Annotated in this window: 14 protein-coding genes and 1 tRNA gene; 5 read left to right on the top strand and 10 right to left on the bottom strand. The window is 59.8% G+C overall.

Annotation, left to right across the window (positions count from 1 at the left end; genetic code table 11):
- Positions 1-85: 85 nt before the first annotated feature.
- The 3 genes from HNP49_RS13885 to HNP49_RS13875 are packed head-to-tail and all read left to right on the top strand — an operon-like array spanning position 86 to position 5999.
- Positions 86-733, top strand: a complete 648-nt coding sequence (locus HNP49_RS13885; RefSeq protein WP_184684221.1) for a hypothetical protein — start codon at positions 86-88, stop codon at positions 731-733.
- 56 nt (positions 734-789) lie between these two features.
- A complete protein-coding gene (locus tag HNP49_RS13880; protein WP_184684219.1) occupies positions 790-1950 on the top strand; it encodes a two-component system response regulator in 1161 nt (386 codons plus the stop codon).
- Positions 1947-5999, top strand: coding sequence for an ATP-binding protein (locus HNP49_RS13875; RefSeq protein ID WP_184684217.1), 4053 nt, complete (start codon positions 1947-1949; stop codon positions 5997-5999). The genes HNP49_RS13880 and HNP49_RS13875 overlap by 4 nt, the downstream gene beginning before the upstream one ends.
- Positions 6000-6209: 210 nt before the next feature.
- On the opposite strand, the gene HNP49_RS13870 is transcribed toward HNP49_RS13875, so the two are convergent.
- The 4 genes from HNP49_RS13870 to HNP49_RS13855 form a co-directional block, all read right to left on the bottom strand.
- Positions 6210-7145 carry a site-specific integrase gene (locus tag HNP49_RS13870; protein WP_260407195.1) on the bottom strand — a complete coding sequence of 312 codons (936 nt, stop codon included), beginning with the start codon at positions 7143-7145 and terminating at the stop codon, positions 6210-6212.
- Positions 7146-7882: 737 nt separating this feature from the next.
- Entirely contained in the window at positions 7883-8227 is a 345-nt protein-coding gene (locus tag HNP49_RS13865) for a DUF6957 family protein (protein ID WP_184684213.1), read from the bottom strand.
- Between the two features lie 47 nt (positions 8228-8274).
- Positions 8275-9006: a phage antirepressor N-terminal domain-containing protein gene (locus HNP49_RS13860; RefSeq protein ID WP_260407194.1), complete on the bottom strand. Its 732-nt coding sequence runs from the start codon at positions 9004-9006 to the stop codon at positions 8275-8277.
- Positions 9007-9010: 4 nt separating this feature from the next.
- Positions 9011-9469 carry a hypothetical protein gene (locus HNP49_RS13855; protein ID WP_184684211.1) on the bottom strand — a complete coding sequence of 153 codons (459 nt, stop codon included), beginning with the start codon at positions 9467-9469 and terminating at the stop codon, positions 9011-9013.
- Positions 9470-9567: 98 nt separating this feature from the next.
- On the opposite strand from HNP49_RS13855, the gene HNP49_RS13850 reads away from it, so the two are divergent.
- Positions 9568-9831 (top strand): helix-turn-helix domain-containing protein, encoded by a 264-nt coding sequence (locus HNP49_RS13850; protein WP_021488753.1) that lies wholly within the window; start codon positions 9568-9570, stop codon positions 9829-9831.
- A gap of 22 nt (positions 9832-9853) precedes the next feature.
- Here HNP49_RS13850 and HNP49_RS13845 read toward each other — a convergent pair whose 3' ends face one another.
- From HNP49_RS13845 to rpsU, 6 genes are all read right to left on the bottom strand, one after another.
- A complete protein-coding gene (locus tag HNP49_RS13845) occupies positions 9854-10183 on the bottom strand; it encodes a hypothetical protein (protein ID WP_260407193.1) in 330 nt (109 codons plus the stop codon).
- Positions 10184-10555: 372 nt separating this feature from the next.
- Positions 10556-10632: transfer RNA gene (locus tag HNP49_RS13840), tRNA-Ile, on the bottom strand.
- A gap of 16 nt (positions 10633-10648) precedes the next feature.
- Complete coding sequence (locus HNP49_RS13835) at positions 10649-14383, bottom strand: EAL domain-containing protein (protein ID WP_184684209.1); 3735 nt, start codon at positions 14381-14383, stop codon at positions 10649-10651.
- 90 nt (positions 14384-14473) lie between these two features.
- The gene (gene rpoD / locus HNP49_RS13830) at positions 14474-16309 is read right to left on the bottom strand and encodes an RNA polymerase sigma factor RpoD (RefSeq protein WP_184684207.1); all 1836 of its coding nucleotides are present in this window, start codon (positions 16307-16309) and stop codon (positions 14474-14476) included.
- A gap of 67 nt (positions 16310-16376) precedes the next feature.
- Positions 16377-18332 carry a DNA primase gene (gene dnaG / locus HNP49_RS13825; protein ID WP_184684206.1) on the bottom strand — a complete coding sequence of 652 codons (1956 nt, stop codon included), beginning with the start codon at positions 18330-18332 and terminating at the stop codon, positions 16377-16379.
- Positions 18333-18439: 107 nt separating this feature from the next.
- Complete coding sequence (gene rpsU / locus HNP49_RS13820; RefSeq protein ID WP_021702507.1) at positions 18440-18655, bottom strand: 30S ribosomal protein S21; 216 nt, start codon at positions 18653-18655, stop codon at positions 18440-18442.
- A gap of 197 nt (positions 18656-18852) precedes the next feature.
- Here rpsU and tsaD point away from each other — a divergent pair, with 197 nt between their 5' ends.
- Positions 18853-19878 carry a tRNA (adenosine(37)-N6)-threonylcarbamoyltransferase complex transferase subunit TsaD gene (gene tsaD, locus HNP49_RS13815; protein ID WP_184684205.1) on the top strand — a complete coding sequence of 342 codons (1026 nt, stop codon included), beginning with the start codon at positions 18853-18855 and terminating at the stop codon, positions 19876-19878.

Raw genomic sequence — 19878 nt, 5'->3', positions numbered from 1 at the left:
TCATGATCACCCGCGAGAGAAAACGCCCTACTTCAACAAAGCACTACCTGCAGCATGACCTACGTCCATCAAAAAGGAGCAACACATGAAACGTAACCTTCTGCTCGTCATGGCCCTTGCGGCCAGTACATCGGCCTATGCCGAGGTTCCTGTTTTCGCAGCCAAGTGCGGAGCCGGTCTCAACGTCGATACCAACCCCAAGGGGCAGGTTCGCATGAATGGCGCCTTGGCAAAGACCACTACTCACCCGGATGGCCAGATCACCGCAAAATCGGCGGGCGCCTATGTCGATATCACGCCGAAGGGGAGCGAGCCCCCGTATGTGACCTACACGGCCAAGGACAAGAGCAATGGCCCCTGCGAAATCCTCGGCTTCGCGGCGCCGGGCGGTGGTGCAGCCGCAGCATCCAAAGGGCCGTCGCATACCGAGCGCGCCGGTCAGGGACAATTTGATGCACGAGGCGACATTCCCTGTTCAGAGGGCGGTGGCAAGGTGCGCCAGTGCGCGTTCGAAGTGGCGCGTGAGGGAGGCGGCTCCGCCACCGTCAAGGTCTCGCTGCCGAGCGGCAAGACACGTTTCATTTTCTTTGATAAAGGCCAAGCTCTTGGCGCCGACCTGAGTCAGGCCGATGGCGACATGACGTTCAAGGCAACCAAACAGGGCGATGTATTCAAGATCCGGGCTGGTAAAGAGTATTACGAGATCTTTGAGGCGGTAGTTTTCGGAGGCTGATACTTGTCGCTCAGCCACCAGCACTCAGTAACTTTTAACGCACGGAGTCAGCATTGATGGATCAGCCCACGGTTCATACCCCCCTGCCTGTTGTGCTGGTGGTTGACGACACCCCGGACAACCTCAGCCTGATGAGTGATCTGCTCCGCGGCCGCTACCGGGTCAAGCTGGCCAACGGCGGCGCCAAGGCCCTGCAGATCGCCCAGTCCGACAGCCCGCCGGACCTGATCCTGCTCGACATCATGATGCCCGAGATGGACGGCTACGAAGTGTGCCAACGGCTCAAGGCCGATCCGCGCACGCGGGATATTCCAGTGATATTCCTCACGGCCAAGGCCCTGGTTGAGGATGAGCGGCATGGTCTTTCACTCGGCGCCGTGGACTACATCACCAAGCCCATCAGTCCGCCCATCGTACTGGCCCGGGTGGAAACCCACCTCAGTCTGAAACGCGCGGCAGACTTCCTGCGCGACAAGAACAGTTATCTGGAACACGAGGTGCAACGCCGCGCCCAGGAAATCACTGCTATCCAGGATGTGACGATTCTGGCCATGGCCTCCCTGGCAGAAACCCGCGATCCGGAGACGGGCAACCACATCCGCCGTACCCAACACTACGTCAAGGTGCTGGCCAACCAGTTGCGTCATGACTCGCCTTACAGCGAGCAGATCGACGATAGTTACATCGACCTGCTGTTCAAATCGGCGCCACTGCACGACATCGGCAAGGTCGGCATTCCCGATCGCATTCTGCTCAAACCCGGGCGTTTCACTCCGGAAGAGTTCGAGATCATGAAGGCGCACACCACCCTGGGCTACAAGGCCATCGAGCATGCCGAGGCCGCCCTGGGGACGCCGGTGGCGTTTCTCGAGATGGCCAAGCAGATTGCTCTTTACCATCAGGAAAAATGGGACGGTTCGGGCTATCCGGAGGGCCTTAGCGGTGATCGGATACCCTTGTCAGCCAGGCTGATGGCTGTTGCGGATGTCTACGACGCGCTGATCAGTCGCCGGGTCTACAAGGAAGGGATGTCCCATGAGCAGGCGATTGCCATCATCATCGATGGCCGTGGCAGTCATTTCGACCCGGTGCTGATCGATGCTTTTCTGGCCGTCGTCGGTGAGTTCCAGGCAATCGCCCAGCGCTTTGCCGACCATGAACAGGACCTCCAGAGCAAGGTCGATTATCTGGCGCAGGCCCTGGGCGAGACGCCTTGAGCTTGTTGTCCTGGCGTATAGCTGCCGCGCTGGCCTTGTCGCTGGCCGTCACGCTATTGGCAGACTTTCTCTACGTCACGAGCGCACAACACGGCTTGCGTAAAGAACTGGACAGCCGCATTCAGCGCGAGGCCGACAACCTGCTGCAGCTGACCCTGTCCAGCAAGGGCATGGGGGCTGTGCAACTGGCCGGGCGACTCAACCGGGAGATTCAGCAGGCCTCCGTGGGAGAAGCTGCGCCCCGGGCAGCCACTGAAGCCCTGAAGGTCCTGGCCAGAGGTGTGGGCGCTTCACATGCCTTTATCGCCAATGCCCAAGGCATCATCGTGCAAGACTGGAGCTCTGACTCGCCGCATGTGGTAGGCCAGGATATTGGCTTCCGTGCCTATTTCCGCCAGGCCATGACCGGCACCGAAAACGTTCAGGCAGCAGTCAGCCTGAGTACCGGCCAACGCATGCTCTATGTGGCCGCACCGGTCTTTCGCGACCGCCTGCCGGACAGCCCGGTGACAGGCGTGGTGGTGGCGCGCTTCGCCATGTCGGAACTCGACACCTTTCTCGGCCAGTGGGGAGTGGTGAACGGCCTGCTGCTTTCACCGGACAACGTGGTTATGGCCAGCAATAATGCCAACTGGCTGATGCACACGACTGGCGTACTAAGCCCGCAGCGCCGGCAAGACCTTGATGCCGGACGCCAGTACGGCCGGCAATTTGCTGCCAACCAGCCGCTCGACCAACTGCCGGCCCTCAACGGGGAAACTGTCCGCATCGATGGGGTCGATTATCTGGTTAGCCGTGAGCCCATCGACTGGAACGACAGCTCCGGGACCTGGACCCTGCTGCTGCTGGGCGATGCGAAGCAGGCCCTCCCCTTGTGGCAGCGCCTGCTGGTATCGGGCACCGCCCTGCTGCTGTGCCTGATCAGCCTGCGCCTGTGGTCGGAGCGGCGCCTGCGCCTGCAGGCAGCCAGAGCCCGTGACAGCCAGTTCGCCTTCCAGCAGGCACTGATCGACACCCTGCCGCAGCCGGTGTTCTATACCGACCGGGCAGGCCTGATCCTGGGCATCAATAAGGCCTTTTGCGAGAATTTCTCGATCACGGCGCAGCAGGTTCTGCACCAGCGTATCGGCGATCTGCCGTTTCTCCCTGGCGTTGAGCGGCAACGCATCCAGCAGGAACTGCACAACATGCTCGGCAACTCTGGGCGCGTGCAACGGGAAATCAGTCTGCCGCTGAGCAACGATCAGCCGAATCAGTTTCTCTACTTTCTCTCGGGCGTGGCGCTGGACGACAGCGCCCCCGGAGGCGCGGTCGGCAGTCTGGTGGACATCACCCCGATCCGCCGCGCCGAACAGGCCATGAAGGAAGCCCGCGACCTGGCCGAGGCGGATCGCCTGCGCCTGCATGAAAGCGAGCAACGCATTCAGTCGATGATCCGCAACATCCCCGGGGCGGTTTTTCGCAGTCAGGCGACACCGCCCTGGCAACTACAGTTCATCAGTGACCCCATCGAAACCCTCACGGGTTACCCCGCCTCCGACTTTGTCGCCAGCGACACTCCGTACCAGTTCAGTAGCATGATTCATCCCGATGACCTCGAAGTGCTTAGCGTAACGCTTCAGCAGGCCATCGACGAAGGGCGTCAATTCATCAGCGAGTACCGCATCCGCGACCGCCGTGGCCTGACCCGCTGGCTCTACATGCGCGGCTCGGCCACCTACGATGCGCAGGGCAAGCCGCTGTATCTGGACGGTGTGATCTTCGACTTCACCGAGCGCAAGCAGGCCGAGGCCGCAGTCCTCGAAGCCAAACGCATTGCCGAGGATGCCACTCGCACCAAGAGCGAGTTTCTCGCCAACATGAGCCACGAAATCCGCACGCCGATGAACGCCATCATCGGCATGGCGCACCTGGCTTTGCACAGCGATCTGGAGCCACGCCAGCGCAATTACGTGGAGAAGATCGACAAGGCAGCCAAGAGTCTGCTAGGCATCATCAACGACATCCTCGACTTCTCCAAGATCGAGGCCGGCAAACTGCAACTGGAACACATCGATTTCAGCCTCGACGAGGTGCTCGACAACCTGACCAGCCTGATTGCCTTCAAAGCTCAGGAAAAAGGCCTGCAGTTGCTGTTCGATCAGGCCGCCGATCTGCCCGAGCGACTGCTGGGCGACCCGTTACGTCTGGGGCAAATACTGCTCAACCTGACCAGCAACGCCATCAAGTTCACCGAACAGGGCGAGGTCGTCATCCAGACCCGGCTGGAACGACTGGAGAACCATAGTGTCTGGTTGCACTTCTGCGTCAGCGACAGCGGCATCGGCATGAGCGAGGAACAATGCAGCCGGCTGTTCGAATCGTTTACCCAGGCCGACAACTCGACCACCCGCAAGTACGGCGGTACAGGCCTAGGGCTGGCGATCTCGCGCAATCTGGCCTCCCTGATGGATGGCGATATCTGGGTGGAAAGCCAGTTGGGACATGGCAGTCACTTCCATTTCCGCATCCGTCTGGATTTGCCCGTCGAGCAACCCAAAAGCCGCATGTTCCGTGCCGATGAACTGGCCGGCGTACGCACACTGCTACTGGAAAACAACGCGACCTGCAAAGCGATCATGGTTGATCAGTTGGGCAACCTGCACCTGCAGGTTGCAAGCCGCAATATTGCCGCCGAGACCCTCGCCGAGTTGCAGCGTGCCGACCGTGAGCAAGCCCCCTACAAACTCTTGCTGGTCAGTTGGAAACCCAATGACAACAGTGCGGCGACCTGTCTCAGCGCGCTAAAGACACTGGATTTACACACCCCTCCTGCAGTGCTTGTGGTCACCTCATTCGGCCGCGAGGCTTTTGTCAGTCAGGCCCGAGAGCAGACCTGGCAATACGCCGGGATCATCAACCAGCCGATCACGCCATCGCTGCTGCTGGAGTCCATCGGCAATGTTCTGGGCATGGGGGCACTCGTTGAGCGCCGCCAGCAGGTCAACAGCGAAGAGCAGCGCAGGTGCCGCGATCAACTGGCCGGAGCACGCCTGCTGCTGGTGGAAGACAACGAGATGAACCGTGAGCTGGCCGAGGAGTTGCTGGGCAATGCTCAGATCAGCCTGGTCTGCGCCGAGCATGGTGAAGAAGCGCTGAACATTCTGGCCGAAGATAGCTCCTTCGATGGCATCCTCATGGACTGCCAGATGCCGGTCATGGATGGCTACACCGCGACCGGACTGATTCGCGCCAACCCGGACTGGGCGGCGCTGCCGGTCATCGCCATGACCGCCAACGCCATGGCCGGAGACAGGGAAAAGGCCCTGGCCGCCGGAATGAATGACCACATCGCCAAACCGCTGGACGTCGAGCGGATGTTTGCCACTCTGGCGCGCTGGATCAAACCCAGAAATCCGTCGATCAGATCACCTGAGACGGCTTTGATGCACTCAACCGCAGCACTGCCATCGCTGCCAGGCGTCGATCAACGAGCCGGGCTTGCCGTGTGTCAAGGTGACGCCAGGCTCTACCGCAAGATGCTTAAACGCTTCTGGCAAAGCCAGCAGGCATTTGCACATCACTTCGCCGAAGCTCTCGCCCGCGCCGATCAACCAACAGCGACACGCCTGGCGCACACACTCAAAGGCAGCGCCGGCACCATTGGCGCCAACGATTTGCAGAGCGCCGCTGCCATCCTGGAAGCAAACACACTTGATTCAAAGGCAGATGGGTTGCAGGAGTTACTCGATGCGGTAAGCGTTCGACTGAACCCTCTGCTGGATGCTCTCAAGACGCTGCCCGATCCGGACGCCCCCGCGCCAAAAGCTCAAGCGACACAGACGCAATTACCTTCCGCACAGGTCGAACAACTGAGAAAACTGCTGGCGGAAAGCGATGCCGATGCCGTACGGCTCTGCCAGGATCTGATGGCCAGTCTTGCGAATTCCGAACAGCATCACCCGTTGCAGGCGGTTATGGCGTGTCTTGATCAGTTCGACTTCGACGGAGCTTTAGCGGCGTTGAACGGCCGCTTTTTTCCAAGGATTGGAGAGCGTCTAAGAAGCTAGTGGAGATTTAGTTCGGTGCGGTCGGCAGATCGTGACAATTGCTGGCAATCGGCCGGCAAAGCTTGTGCGAACTTACAGGTAATCCCGTTTGATTACTTGTAAGGACGATCCTAGCTGCCGTTTCCGATGTGCTGCTTCTGGCCAATTCCAGCCTGTTGCAATCAGTATTGGGTATGGCCGTCTGCTTTTGCCCACGGGCGATTCAATAGCTTATCCGTTTTGATGGTTTGGGCCCGTTGAGGAGCTTGGAAGCCAGCCACGAGTAGCGGCTGGAAATTCAATCAGGCCAATCACCCTCCCGTTTCCGTATCGGGGCGGACTCTTGGGTTTTCGTACCCTGGACAGGTCAATGCCCTCTGCGGGTCTGATGTGGCTTTTTCGGTCTGCGCCAGAGCGCCCATCGCCATAGACGCTGATCGATTCTGTGGACTGATGTCCCATGATGTAAGCCATGCCGGCGGGGCTTTCTCCGGATGCTTTCAGAATTGAGCCTACCTGGTGGCGGAAGCTCTTCAGCGTTGGATGCTTCTTTCTTCTGGGCCAGAGGCTTCGGCATTCTTTGCGAAAGCGATCTCTGATCGCTGTGTTGGTGCGTAGGCACTTCGACATTCGATGCGCGGCCCATTCCACCAGTTTTAAAATGTTGGGCTTGTTGATCAGTAGAGTGCGGTCAGCACCGCGGTGTAGCTCGGCAGACTTTTTACCGCCGATGATGTGGACCAAATTGCCTCCGACAGTGATCGTGCGCATTTCGCAGGGGCGTACTCCCAGGTAATTGGCAAGCACCAGAGAGGCGGCTTCATCGAGGTAGCCGCATTCATGCAGGTGCTTGTAGAGCACCTTGAAGTCCTCGAAGGGGACTTTCCGGATCTGTTTGAGCTTGGGCTTTTTCGCAATCTGGCTATCGGGTGCGGTGACCGGATTGACCAGCTTTCGGATGGCTGACGCTGCATCGGGGTTCCCGCGGGCGAGTTGGTCGTTCAGCATAGCGCTCTTCAGCACGCTGAAAGCATTTGGGCGGTACTCGCTGGCGCAGGCAAGCAAAGCCGCGCAGATCTGCGCTGAAGTTGGATCGTCCTCACCGCAGTGATTCCGATAGAAGTTTTGTGCTCGGGTTTGGTACCGCTGCAATGTCGTTGGCTGCATGGCTGTCATCTCTTTCTTGTTGTTTTGATGACAAAGCTAAGCCGCTTCGCGAATGGCGTTGGTGCGGCTCAGACTCCTCTGAAACCCCTCCGCCTTCGCTACGTGTTTTCTCGTTCCGTCTGAACCGCCCCAACGCCCTCTTACTCGCGCCGCGAGTAAGAGGGGCGCGCTCTCACTCACGCGACACGCTTCATCTACATTCAGCGTGCGCCGTGAGCAAAAGCGCGCGCAAGCGTTTTGTCATCAAAATCGAAAGCAGCCAGCGCGGGGCGCTGAACGGGCGAGCCTAGTGAAACGATTCGCCAGCGTATCGCTGACGCGCCGAAAACGATGCAGTCAAAATGCTAGCCAAAAGGTGGCGATTTGTTATGAAATTAGTCGTTGAGTTGTTATTTTTCAATGACTTAAACGATTTTATAACCGAAAAAAGCAGTGCCAGTACGGGCACGTTTAGTGCCACAACTGGCCTGCTCGGTGACGATTCAGGCTTGATTCAGCGCCGTATTGGGCACTCAAACTGCCGCTAGCGGCACGATGCTCGTGTCGCAGGACTGTGTTGCGACATACAGGGCGTGTCGCTGCGACATGGCCAGGGTGTCGCAGCATGCGTGTGCGATACTCCGAGTGTGTCGTATAGGTGGTTCTGCGACACTCACTGAGTGTCGCAGTGCTTTCCTGCGATACTCAGGCTCTGTCGCAGGCCTGTGAACACATCACTGCCAAATGTGTTGGCTCGATCAGAAAATGCTTGCAACAGCATCTGAGTTGGCTTGGATGCGGGTGCCTGGGCCTAGCAGCAGGTAGACGCTGTTGAGCGTTTTGAAGTGGAAGCCCTCATAGTGGTGCAAGAGTGAGGTTCGTACGAAATCACCAACATCCCAGCGACGTTCGCTGTCATAGATGACCGTATGCGCATAGATCAAAGCAGGCTGCCTTTGGGTTGTCGCCAGCTGTAGACGCTGGCTTTCGGTCACCTGCAGTTCAATCCAGCGCCAGTTTCGTACCAGGCAGTAATTCCCGTAAGGAAAAGACTGCCGGGCATAGGCTAGGGCTTCATCGTCGCTCATGCTGCTGCCGCTCATGGGCTCACCTGTTGAGTACAGAACGTCCATCACTTCCCTAAGTGTCGTCACGAGCTGGGCGTTTCGTGCTGAGCGCTACGGTGGTACTGCTCCTCAAGTTCGATGCCGCACAGCAAAGCTGCGAAGTCCGATTCGAGCAAGTGGATGCGTTGAGGCCGGGCATCGATGATTGATTTGATAATCGTATCGACACGCTGCGATACAGGCGTATGACTTGGTGTCTTCGCGCGATCATGCTGATAAATGATCGTGCTCAGTGACGCAACAGCTGCGCGTAACTGGTGCTCCCGGGCATCGCAGATTTCAAAACCGTTCTTTTCGCGAAACTGGCTAGTGATCTGCTTAGACAATTCCGGACGCTCAGAAGGCTCAGTCTGCTGCAGGCGCCAGTTCAGAATGCGGCTCAGGACCTTAGGCGCAGCAGCTGCCAGTCCCTCTGGGTGCTTCTTCTCGGCTGAAGCATCGCCGAAGAAATGTGCGCGCAACTGGTCCACGCGCAGTCGGGCAGTGCGATTCACTTTGCGCGAGTTCAGCCCTTTGAGCCAGAACTCGAATTCTGCCTGCGACAAACAGAGTACCTGCTTCATGGGTTGCTGCCCTGGCAAGCACACATCGTGCTCGCGGGGGGTATACCTAGGCGGATGTAACTTTGCAGCCTGGCTGTGCCAGTTCAGCTCGATGGCTTCGCACAATGGGCGCATAGGCCAGTAGCGCTCGCCGTTACTGCTGGTCAGAACAGGAATAGTCATCGCCTGGACTTTGATTTTGGACGTACGCATCTAACTACAGTGCCCCCTGAGTGGTGTTGGCAGAAGCAATTCCCTGCGAAGGCTTTAGGGGGGGGACGTTATGAAGCACGTAGTCTGGGTCAATTCCGCCATCTTCAGGCTTCTTGGATAGCTTCAGCATGGCCGCTATGGGGATTACTGCCGACAGGGCGTGACTTCTGTCCCTAAAGAGGATTGCTTGAGCCCTACTTTCAGCGCTCAACTGATCAAGGATTTGATCAATGAAATTGGGAAGCATTGAAACGGGCAGGTAGTGAAGCGGATGCCCTGTGTCAGGATCTTCTTTGGTCAGGATGTTGTCCTCCCACATGGCGATGGCTGTCTGGCTCTGAACGAGAGGCAAACCAAACCACTGCAGTAGGGCGTTCAGCTCCATGAGTACTTCTAGTGTCTCTAGGTTCAACTGGAACTGCATATTACTGTTGGGTGGTGAAGGTTGATTTGGGCTTTTCATGATGGGCTCCTGCAAATCGAATACCTGAATATCTGTAAATCGGATATCCGAAGATTAGATATACCTTGGCGAGCTGTCAAGTCGGAGGAGAGTGGCTTTTGGAAAAGTCGGTATACCGAGACGAAAATCTGGTTTTGCTTCGGCTGCTTAAGCAATGTCGCGTGGAGGCTGGGATGACCCAGGCGCAGTTTGCTCAAGCGCTTGAGCGTCCGCAGTCATTCGCGAGTGATATCGAGCGCGGCTTGCGCCGCCTCGACCTCGTTCAGCTGCGCGATATTTGCGAGGCGTTAAATATCAGCCTGGTCGAGTTTGTGCAGCGATTTGAAAATGAACTGGCGTTATCAAATCGAGCAGGCGGGTAATGCCTGCTCTTGCCGCAAGGGGCTAGTGGCGTTCGGCCTGCAGTGCTTGCCAAGCTCCGGCATAGAGGGCGGCAGCATCTTCGCTGAGGATGCGTAGAGCTTGGATGCAGCACTGCAGGTTTGAGGGGCTCAGTTCGTTAGAGGCTGGGGCGCTGCTAAGCGCGCAAAGCAGGCCGAGGAGGGCGGACTGGCGAAGCGTTGCTTCATCGTAAAGGTCGGGCGCTGATGCGCTGCTGAGATAACCGATCACGCAGTGAGGTTCATCGTGACGGAGCGGGGTGAAGCCATTTTCTGTGCCGCTATCGGAAACAGCTTGGCCGGCTTCGCTTTGCAAAGTGATGGTTTCATTCATGGTGTGATCCTCAGAACGGAAAGTTCTGCCACCCAACGCCAATTGGGTGAGCAGACCGCACGGGTTGGCGTACCGGTCTGAGGGCCGGCGCATCCGAAGATGCCCCGCACGGCCCGCCCATAAAGACACAGCCATGCTCAGAGCTAAGCCTCGCTTAGCCCTGTCTCAGACCGGAACGCCAATCCCGTCCCCTTTCAAGGGGAGCACAAACCTATTGGAGTGCTGCCTGAGTGTCAATCTGCGAGCGGCAAGGGCCAAGGCGCCCTGATGCAGCAAAAATGAAACGGTACGCAAAGTGGTACGCAAATTTTTTATTCGGCCCATAAACGACAAAAGGCCAGCACAATTGCTGACCTAAGTCGTTGTTTCATATGGTGGGCCCACACGGACTCGAACCGTGGACCAAAGGATTATGAGTCCTCTGCTCTAACCGACTGAGCTATAGGCCCCCAGAAGGCGCGGCGATTATACCGGGGCGGGTTGCTCGGCGCCATGCACAGCTTTGGGGGTCAGGAAGTGTTCGCTGAAATCGGTGGCGGTGAGGGCGCGGCTGACGACAAAGCCCTGGATTTGCTCGCATCCCTCAAGAGCAAGAAAGGCTTCCTGGGCCTTGGTTTCAACGCCTTCGGCAATTACTGTCAGATTCATGCTGCGTCCCAGAGCGATGATTGCGCGGGCGATGGCAGCATCGTGCAGGTCGTCCGGCAGGCCCTGGACGAAGGATTTGTCGATTTTTAACACGTCCAGCGGCAGGCGTTTGAGGTAGCTGAGCGAGGAGTAACCGGTACCGAAATCGTCGATGGCCAATTGCAGGCCGAATGCCTTGAGGTCATGCAGGATCTGCAGGGCCTGCTCGGTGCGGTTCATGATGAAGCTTTCGGTGATTTCCAGTTGCAGGCGCTGCGGGTCTAGACCGCTGCCTCGTAGCAGTTGCTGAATGTGGCTGCGTACGCGGTCTTCCTTGAGTTGCTCACCCGCCAGGTTGACCGACAGCGGGCCAAACGCCTCATGGCTGTCCTGCCAGCGGCGCATCTGCACCACGGCCTCTGCCAGCACCCATTCGCCCAGAGGCAGGATCAGACCGTTTTCTTCGGCCAGCGGGATGAAACGGTCTGGCGGAATGTTGCCAAATAGGGGGTGCTGCCAGCGGATCAGGGCCTCGGCACCGACCAGTTTCTGGGTGAGCAAGCTGATCTTCGGTTGATAGTGCAGGCTCAATTCGCCACGCTCCAGAGCGCGGCGCAATTCGTGCTCCAGGGTAATGCGTTCGTTGGCGAGAAACGTCATCTCGCGGGTGTAGAACTCCGCGCGGTTGCGGCCCTTGGCCTTGGAGCGGTACATCGCCGAGTCGGCATTCTTCACCAGCGTTGCTACATCGCTGCCGTCGCGCGGGTAGAGGCTTATGCCGATACTGGCGCTGATGTGCAGCTCATGCCCGCCGGCGGCGAAGGGGGCTTTGAAGGCGTCCAGCAGCTTTCGGGCTATGCGGTCGGCGTCGGCGATCTGGTGGATGCCGGGCAGTAACAGGATGAATTCATCACCGCCCAGGCGGGCGACGGTATCGATATCGCGCAGTTGCTCGCGCAGTCGCACGGCAATGCCTTTGAGTAGCTCATCGCCGACCGGATGGCCGAGGCTGTCATTGATGTGCTTGAAGCGATCAAGGTCAATGAACAGTACGGCGCCTTGCTGGGCTTCGTCGTCGTGGAGTACCGCGCGCAATCGATTCTCGAACAGCATGCGGTTGGGCAGGCCGGTCAGCGAGTCATGGTGAGCCTGGTAGTCCAGGCGTGCCTGGGCCTGTTTGATGCTGGAGATGTCGGCAAAAACACCGACAAAGTGGCTGATGTTCTGGTCGTCACCCTTGACCGCGCTGATGGTTAACCAGCAGGGGAACTCCTCACCGTTCTTGCGGCGGTTCCAGATCTCGCCCTGCCAGCTACCGGTGGCGGCCAGGCTATGCCACATGGCGACGAAGAAGGCGCTATCGTGGCGCCCCGAGCTGAGCAGGCGTGGGGTTTGCCCAAGCACTTCTGCTTCTTCGTAGCCGCTGATGCTGCAGAAGGCGCGATTGACCGCGCTAATGCCCTGGTGGATGTCGGTGATCATCACCGCTTCGGCGGTGCTCTCGAAAACTGTAGCGGCCTGGCGCAGTTGCAGCTGCATGCGCTCCTGCTCGGTGACATCGCGGGCGTCCGCGAGTAGACAGGGCTCCCCGTTCAGTTCGATGGCAGTGAGGGCCACTTCGAGTCGGCGTAGTCGGCCATCACGATGGATCAGGTCGATGATGCGCGGAGGCAGGCGATTCTGCGCCAATAGCTGCAGCACCTCGCCGCGATCTTCGCTGTTATTCCACAGTCCGAGTTCCACGGTGGTCTTGCCCAGGCAGTCCTTGTGCTCTAGGCCGCTGATGCGGCACATGGCCTGGTTGATGTCGAGCACCAGACCATCTTCGCGGCGACTGATCAGAAGCCCTTCCGGCAGTGCCTGGAAGGCTTTGGCGAATTTCTCCTCGCTGACTATGAGTTGCTTGCGGGCCTGCTGCTGGCTGCTGATATCGCGAACCACGATCATCAGGGCGCGAACGCCACTGAGCTCGATCTTTTTGGCACTGATCTCGCCGGTGAACAGGCTGCCGTCGCGGCGGCGGAAGTCTGTTTCCAGGTTGCGCAGCTGGCGGGCCTGCAGCTCGCCAAAGAGTTGCAGGCCGACGCTGCGGCTTGACCAGATGCCGAGTTCGGTAGGGGTTTTGCCGATGGCTTCCTGTGTGGGAATCAGCAGGTGTTGGGTGAATGCCTGGTTGACATCGAGCAAGCGGCCGTTGTGTCGATCGATCACGGCGATCAGGTCTGGGCATTGCTGAAACAGCGCGACGAATTTCTCTTCCGAATGACGCAGGGCCTGTTCGGTCTGCCGTTCACGGTTGATATCCAGCAACAGGCCGCGCAGTTTGGGCTGTACGTCATCCGTTCCGAACGTGGCGATGTCGTGGACCCAGACGGCGTGCCCGGCATTATTGATCAGGCGGTAATCGAGGGTGTGATCCTGTCGGGCAAGCAGGGCGTTCTGGCGTGCGGCCAGGATGTCGGCTGCATCGCCCGGGTGCAGGTGCTGTCTCCAGAAATCCTGCCTCAGCCAGTGTTCCGCAGCAAAGCCCAGGACTCGCCGGGCATGAGGCGAAACATAGGTAAAAGTCAGGCTCTCCGGGTCCATTTCCCAGGCGATGGCCTGCAGATTCTCCACCAGGTTGCGGAACTGCTGGTGACTCGTGCTCAGCTGGTTTTCCAGTTGCTCCCGATGGCCCATCTCCTGGCGTAGCTGGTGGTTCTTGCGAATCAGCGTGCGCATGAACAGCAGCATCACGGCTAGTGTCAGTAGTGCTGGCAGGGTAATGCCGGCCAGGGTTTGCCAGTCGGCCTCAGCATTTGGCTGATTGGGCAGCCAGTGGGCCTGCAAGGGCGTCAGCTCTTCCGGGCGCAGATCGGCGATGGCTTTGTTGAGAATGCTGGCGAGGATCGGCTGGCCGATCGGGGTAGCCATGGCCAGGCGAAACTCATAGGGCGTCGTGCCGCTGATGTGCAGTCCGCTGGCTTTGTGTTGGCGCATGACCCAGGCGGTCGAGGCGAAGTCGGCGACCATCACGTCGGCCTGGTTCAGCAGCAGGGATAGCACGGCGCTTTCGCTGGTGGCGCTGGGCAGCAATTGCAGATGCGGGTGTTCGCGTACCAGCAGTTCGTGGCTGGCATAGTTGCTGACGACGGCGACGGTAAGGCCGCGCAGTTGCTCGATGTTCTCGGGTTGTGGGCCATCGCTACGGCTGAGGATGACGATCGGCAGGGTCAGGTACGGGCGAGTGAATTGCAGGTAGCGGCGGCGCTGAGGGGTGGCTGAGATGGCGCTGAGCACATCGAGTTGATCGATCTTGGCCTTTTGCAGGGTTTCGCCCCAGCTCTGCCGGGGCCCGAGGACGAATTCGACGCCTAGGCGTTTGCTCAGCAGGCTGAGCACGTCGGCGGCGTAGCCCAGGTGACGGCCGTCGCGGTCGCGGTATTCGAACGGTGCCCACGCAGGGTCTACGCCCAGGCGCAGCTTGGGGTGTTGCGCCAGCCAGGCGCGTTCGGCGTCGCTCAGGTCCAGTGCGATTGCAGGACGTGTGACAGCAGACAGCAGCAGAAGAATCAGGACCGACAAGCGAGCCATGCAGCATCCATGAATCAAGGCTTTTTCTTGAGTCTAGGAGTTAGCTGGCGCAAAGCAAAACCCCCGGTGAGTGCCGGGGGTTTTGTGTGCTTACTCGTCGAGGAAGGAGCGCAAGTGCTCGCTTCGCGAGGGGTGACGCAGCTTGCGCAGAGCCTTCGCCTCGATCTGACGGATTCGCTCGCGGGTCACATCGAACTGCTTACCGACTTCCTCAAGGGTGTGGTCGGTATTCATATCGATGCCGAAGCGCATGCGCAGGACTTTGGCTTCACGGGCGGTGAGGCCGGCCAGCACTTCGCGGGTAGCTTCTTTGAGGCTTTCCACGGTCGCCACGTCGATCGGCGATTGCATGGTGGAGTCCTCGATGAAGTCGCCCAGGTGCGAGTCTTCGTCGTCGCCGATCGGGGTTTCCATTGAGATCGGCTCTTTGGCGATCTTCAGGACCTTGCGGATCTTGTCTTCCGGCATGTCCATACGCTCGCCAAGCTCTTCCGGAGTGGGTTCGCGGCCCATCTCCTGCAGCATCTGGCGGGAGATGCGGTTGAGCTTGTTGATCGTCTCGATCATGTGCACCGGGATACGGATGGTGCGCGCCTGGTCGGCGATCGAGCGGGTGATCGCCTGGCGAATCCACCAAGTGGCGTAGGTCGAGAACTTGTAGCCGCGACGGTATTCGAACTTGTCCACGGCCTTCATCAGGCCAATGTTGCCTTCCTGGATCAGGTCGAGGAACTGCAGGCCGCGGTTGGTGTACTTCTTGGCGATCGAGATCACCAAGCGCAGGTTGGCCTCGACCATCTCTTTCTTCGCCCGGCGGGCTTTCGCTTCGCCGATGGACATGCGGCGGTTGACGTCCTTGATCTCGGCAATGGTCAGGCCACAGCTCTGTTCCAGGTCGATCAGCTTCTGCTGATTGCGCAGAACGTCATCTTTCAGGGCCTTGAGGGCTTCGGCGTACTTGATCTTGCCCTTGAGGATGCCGTCCAGCCATTCCAGGTTGGTTTCATTGCCGGGGAACTGTTTGAGGAAGTCCGGACGCGGCATGCGGGCATCGCGCACGCACAGCTGCATGATGGCGCGTTCCTGGGCGCGAACCTGCTCCAGGGCGTCACGAACCATGGCGACCAGGGCTTCATACTGCTTGGGCACCAGCTTGATCGGCATGAACAGCTCGGCCAGGCTGAGCAGTTCGGCGATGGCCTGCTTGCTGCTGCGACCATGCTTCTTCAGGGTCTTGCGGGTCTTTTCCAGCTGGTCAGAGACGGCGGTAAAGCGGCGCAGGGCTTCTTCCGGATCCGGACCGCCATCGCCTTCTTCTTCTTCGCTGTCGTCGCTTTCCTCTTCCTCTTCGTCCTTCTCGGCGGCGCTGTCGTCCTTGAGGTCGACGGGCTCGACTTCTTCGGCTGGCACGCTGCCGTCATCCGGGTCGATGTAGCCGCTGAGGATGTCGGAGAGGCGGCCACCTTCGGTGGTGACGCGCTGGTATTCGGCGAGAATCGACTCGATGCTGCCCGGGAAGTGAGCGATGGCGCTCATCACTTCGCGGATGCCTTCCTCGATGCGTTTGGCGATTTCGATCTCGCCTTCGCGGGTCAGCAGCTCGACGGTACCCATTTCGCGCATGTACATGCGCACCGGGTCGGTGGTGCGGCCGATGTCGGTTTCAACGGCGGCGAGGGCGGCAGCAGCTTCTTCGGCGGCGGCTTCGTCGGTATCGGCTTCGGCCAGCAACAGAGCATCCGCATCCGGGGCGGTCTCGAATACGTTGATGCCCATATCGTTGATCATGCGAATGATGTCTTCGACCTGTTCCGGATCGGAAATATCTTCCGGCAGGTGGTCGTTGACCTCGGCGTAAGTCAGGTAGCCCTGCTCACGACCGCGGGTGATCAACTCTTTCAAGCGTGACTGCTGTTCTTTCGACATAACACCCTATCCACTGAAGGTCTTGGCGGGCAAAAAATAAGCCGAGGATTATACCCGACTCGCGGCCTCAGGCGCCAGTTGAGGACGGTGCGGCGGGGGAGGTCTGGCGGGTCAGCAGCTCGCGTAGCTGCTCTTTCTCGTCGCTGCTCAAGTCACTTTGACGTGCCTTGCGCAGCAAATGTTCCAAGCGCTGCTCGCGTTGGCGGGCTGCCAAGGTAGTTATAGTGTCGAAAAACTGTTGTTCAAGGTTGTCGGCCGAAATCAGCCATTCCTTTTCCGCCATGGCGCGCAGCAGGCGCCCCTGCTCGGTGCCGTGCCAGCGGGCGATCAGTTGCAGGGTGGTCAGACGCGGGTTCTTCTGCAGCGCTTCCAGCAGGGCGACCAGGAGCTGGGCGTAGAGGTCGTTTTCAGCGGCGAAATGACTGGCGTCCTCGACCTTGAGTGCCAGCTGCGGGTTCTGCAGCAGGGTGCGCAAGGCGCTCAGGGTGGGTGATTCGACGCTGACGGCGGTGCGTGGTGCGCGGGGCTGGAAGTCGTCGCCCTTGCGTTGCCACGGCTTGTCGCCTTTCTTCCAGTTGCCCTTGCTGCGGCCTTCGCGAGTTGGTGCAGGGCTTTGCGCGTAGCTGGGCGGAGCTTCGTAGTGGTCGTAAGCGGGGGCGCTGTCGTAGTAGCTGTCGTCGCTGGCGTGGTGGTAGTCGTCGCTCTGGCTGCTGTTACGAACGGGTGCTGCCGCTGTACTGGCGGGCTGGGCGCTGAGTCCGGTCAGTTCGCTCAGGCGCTGACGCATCAGGGTGCGCAGGTTGTTGCCGGGAATCTTCTCAATCAGTGGGGTGGCCAGGGTGGCTAGGTGTGCCTTGCCTTCCAGGGAGCGCGGGTCGGCCTCATCCATCAGTTGCTGGAAGAAGTAGTCGGCTAGCGGCTGGGCCTGCTGGTTGAGACGTGCGCGGAAGGCGTCGGGGCCTTCCGCGCGCACCAGGCTGTCCGGGTCCTCGCCTTCGGGGAGGAACAGAAAGCGCGCGCGGCGGCCGTCCTGCAGGTTGGGCATTACTGCTTCCAGGGCGCGCCAGGCAGCCTTGCGCCCGGCCTGATCGCCGTCGAAGCAGAACAGGATGCTCGGCACTAGGCGGAACAGGCGCTTGATGTGTTCCTCGCTGGTGGCGGTGCCGAGTGTCGCTACGGCGTTGCGCAGGCCTTGCTGGGCCAGGGCAATGACGTCCATATAGCCTTCAACCACCATGATCTCGTCGAGGTCGCGGTTGTTCTTGCGTGCTTCAAACAGACCGTAGAGTTCCTGGCCCTTGTGAAAGACCGGGGTTTCCGGGGAGTTCAGGTATTTCGGTTTGTCGTCGCCAAGCACGCGGCCGCCAAAGGCGATGATGCGTCCACGGCTGTCGCGGATCGGGAACATCACGCGGTCGCGAAAGCGGTCGTAGCGTTTGCCGGTTTCGGCGTTCTCGATCAGCAGGCCGGCGTCGATCATCGCCTTGACCTGCAGGGCGTCGCCACCCAGGTGCTTGAACAGATTGTCCCATCCCGGCGGGGCAAAGCCGAGGCCGAAGTCGCGGGCGATCTCGCCGGTCAGGCCGCGGCCTTTCAGGTAGTTCACCGCGGCCTGGCGGCTGGGGTGGCTCTTCAGGGCCTGGCGGTAGTAGTCGGCGGCGGCCGTCAGCAGCGGGTATAGCGGGGAGTCGGTGGGCTGCCGAGGCTTGTTGCTTCGACCTTCCTCCCGGGGAACATCCATGCCGGCGCGCTTGGCCAGGTCTTCGACGGCCTGGACGAAATCCAGGTTGTCATGGTCCATGACGAAGCCGAGGGCATTACCGCCAGCTCCGCAGCCGAAGCAGTAGTAGAACTGCTTGTCCGGGCTGACGCTGAATGAGGGGGTCTTCTCGTTATGGAACGGGCAGCGTGCGCTGTAGTTCTTGCCGGCCTTTTTCAGCTGGATGCGTGAACCCACCACTTCGACGATGTCGGTGCGGTTGAGAAGGTCATCGATGAAGGATTGCGGAATCATGCCGGCCATGGGCGGGAGGATACTGCCAGGCGGAGGGTCACGGAAATCTTTTGCCCAGAAATGCAAAACCCGGCCGGGGCCGGGTCATGCGGGGCGTCAAGTGCGCAACTGATAACTCAGTACAGGCGCTCGCGACGGCGCTGTTCGCGCTGCACTTTCTTGGCGTGACGCTTCACTGCAGCGGCAGCTTTGCGCTTACGCTCAGTGGTCGGCTTTTCGTAGAATTCGCGGCTGCGCACTTCGGCCAGAACACCGGCCTTTTCGCAGGAGCGCTTGAAACGACGCAGAGCTACGTCGAAGGGTTCGTTCTCTTTAACTTTGACGGCTGGCATCCAGGTCGTACCTTCACTGTTTTACCGAATGGACGACGCTATCCGGCAAGGGCACGGGAATACGTCGATTTCAAGGGCTGCGGATATTAACGCCAGATCGCGCGGAATGCAAAGCCTCTGATCGAAAAGCGCTGGTTCGTCCGATGGACGACGCATTATCATGCGCGCCTCTTTGGTAGCCCTGATTGTGCCCGAACATGCTTGTACTGGGACTGGAAACCTCCTGCGACGAAACCGGCGTGGCGCTTTATGACAGCGAGCACGGCCTGCTGGCCGATGCCCTGTTCAGCCAGATCGATTTGCACCGGGTGTATGGCGGTGTGGTGCCCGAGCTGGCCTCGCGCGATCACGTCAAACGCATGCTGCCCTTGATCCGCCAGGTACTGGCCGAAGCCGGACGTGAAGCCACGGATATCCAGGCTGTTGCCTACACTGCCGGACCTGGTCTTGTCGGGGCGTTGCTGGTTGGTGCGTCCTGCGCGCAGGCGCTGGCCTTTGCCTGGGGCGTCCCGGCGGTCGGGGTGCACCATATGGAAGGTCACCTGCTGGCTCCCATGCTGGAAGAGCAGCCGCCGCAGTTTCCCTTTGTCGCCCTGCTGGTGTCCGGCGGCCACACCCAACTGGTACGGGTGGATGGCATCGGCCGTTATGAGCTGCTGGGCGAATCGATCGACGATGCCGCCGGCGAGGCGTTCGATAAGACTGCCAAGCTGATGGGGCTGCCCTATCCGGGCGGACCTGAGATTGCCAGGCTGGCCGAACAGGGCGTGGCCGGGCGATTCAAGTTTCCGCGACCTATGACCGACCGGCCGGGGCTGGAGTTCAGCTTCAGCGGTCTGAAAACTGCGGCCTTGAATGCCTGGCAGCAGTGCCAGCAGGCCGGCGACCTGACCGAGCAGACCCGCTGTGATATCGCCCGTGGCTTCCAGGAGGCGGTGGTCGATACCCTGACCATCAAGTGCCAGCGCGCGCTCAAGCAGACCGGGCTGTGCAGCCTGGTGATTGCCGGTGGGGTCAGCGCCAATCAGGCGCTGCGCCAGTCCCTGGAGCAGATGCTGGCGGGGCTCAAGGGACAGGTGTTCTATGCGCGCCCGCGTTTTTGTACCGATAACGGCGCGATGATCGCCTATGCCGGTTGCCAGCGTCTGCTGGCCGGTCAGCATGAAGGGCTGGCGATCAGTGTGCAGGCACGCTGGCCCATGGATAGTCTGCCGCCACTGTGA

Source organism: Pseudomonas fluvialis (assembly GCF_014207935.1).
GTDB lineage: Bacteria > Pseudomonadota > Gammaproteobacteria > Pseudomonadales > Pseudomonadaceae > Aquipseudomonas > Aquipseudomonas fluvialis_A.
The sequence above is the reverse complement of the archived record's forward strand: the minus strand, read 5'-3'. Positions and strand labels throughout refer to the sequence as shown.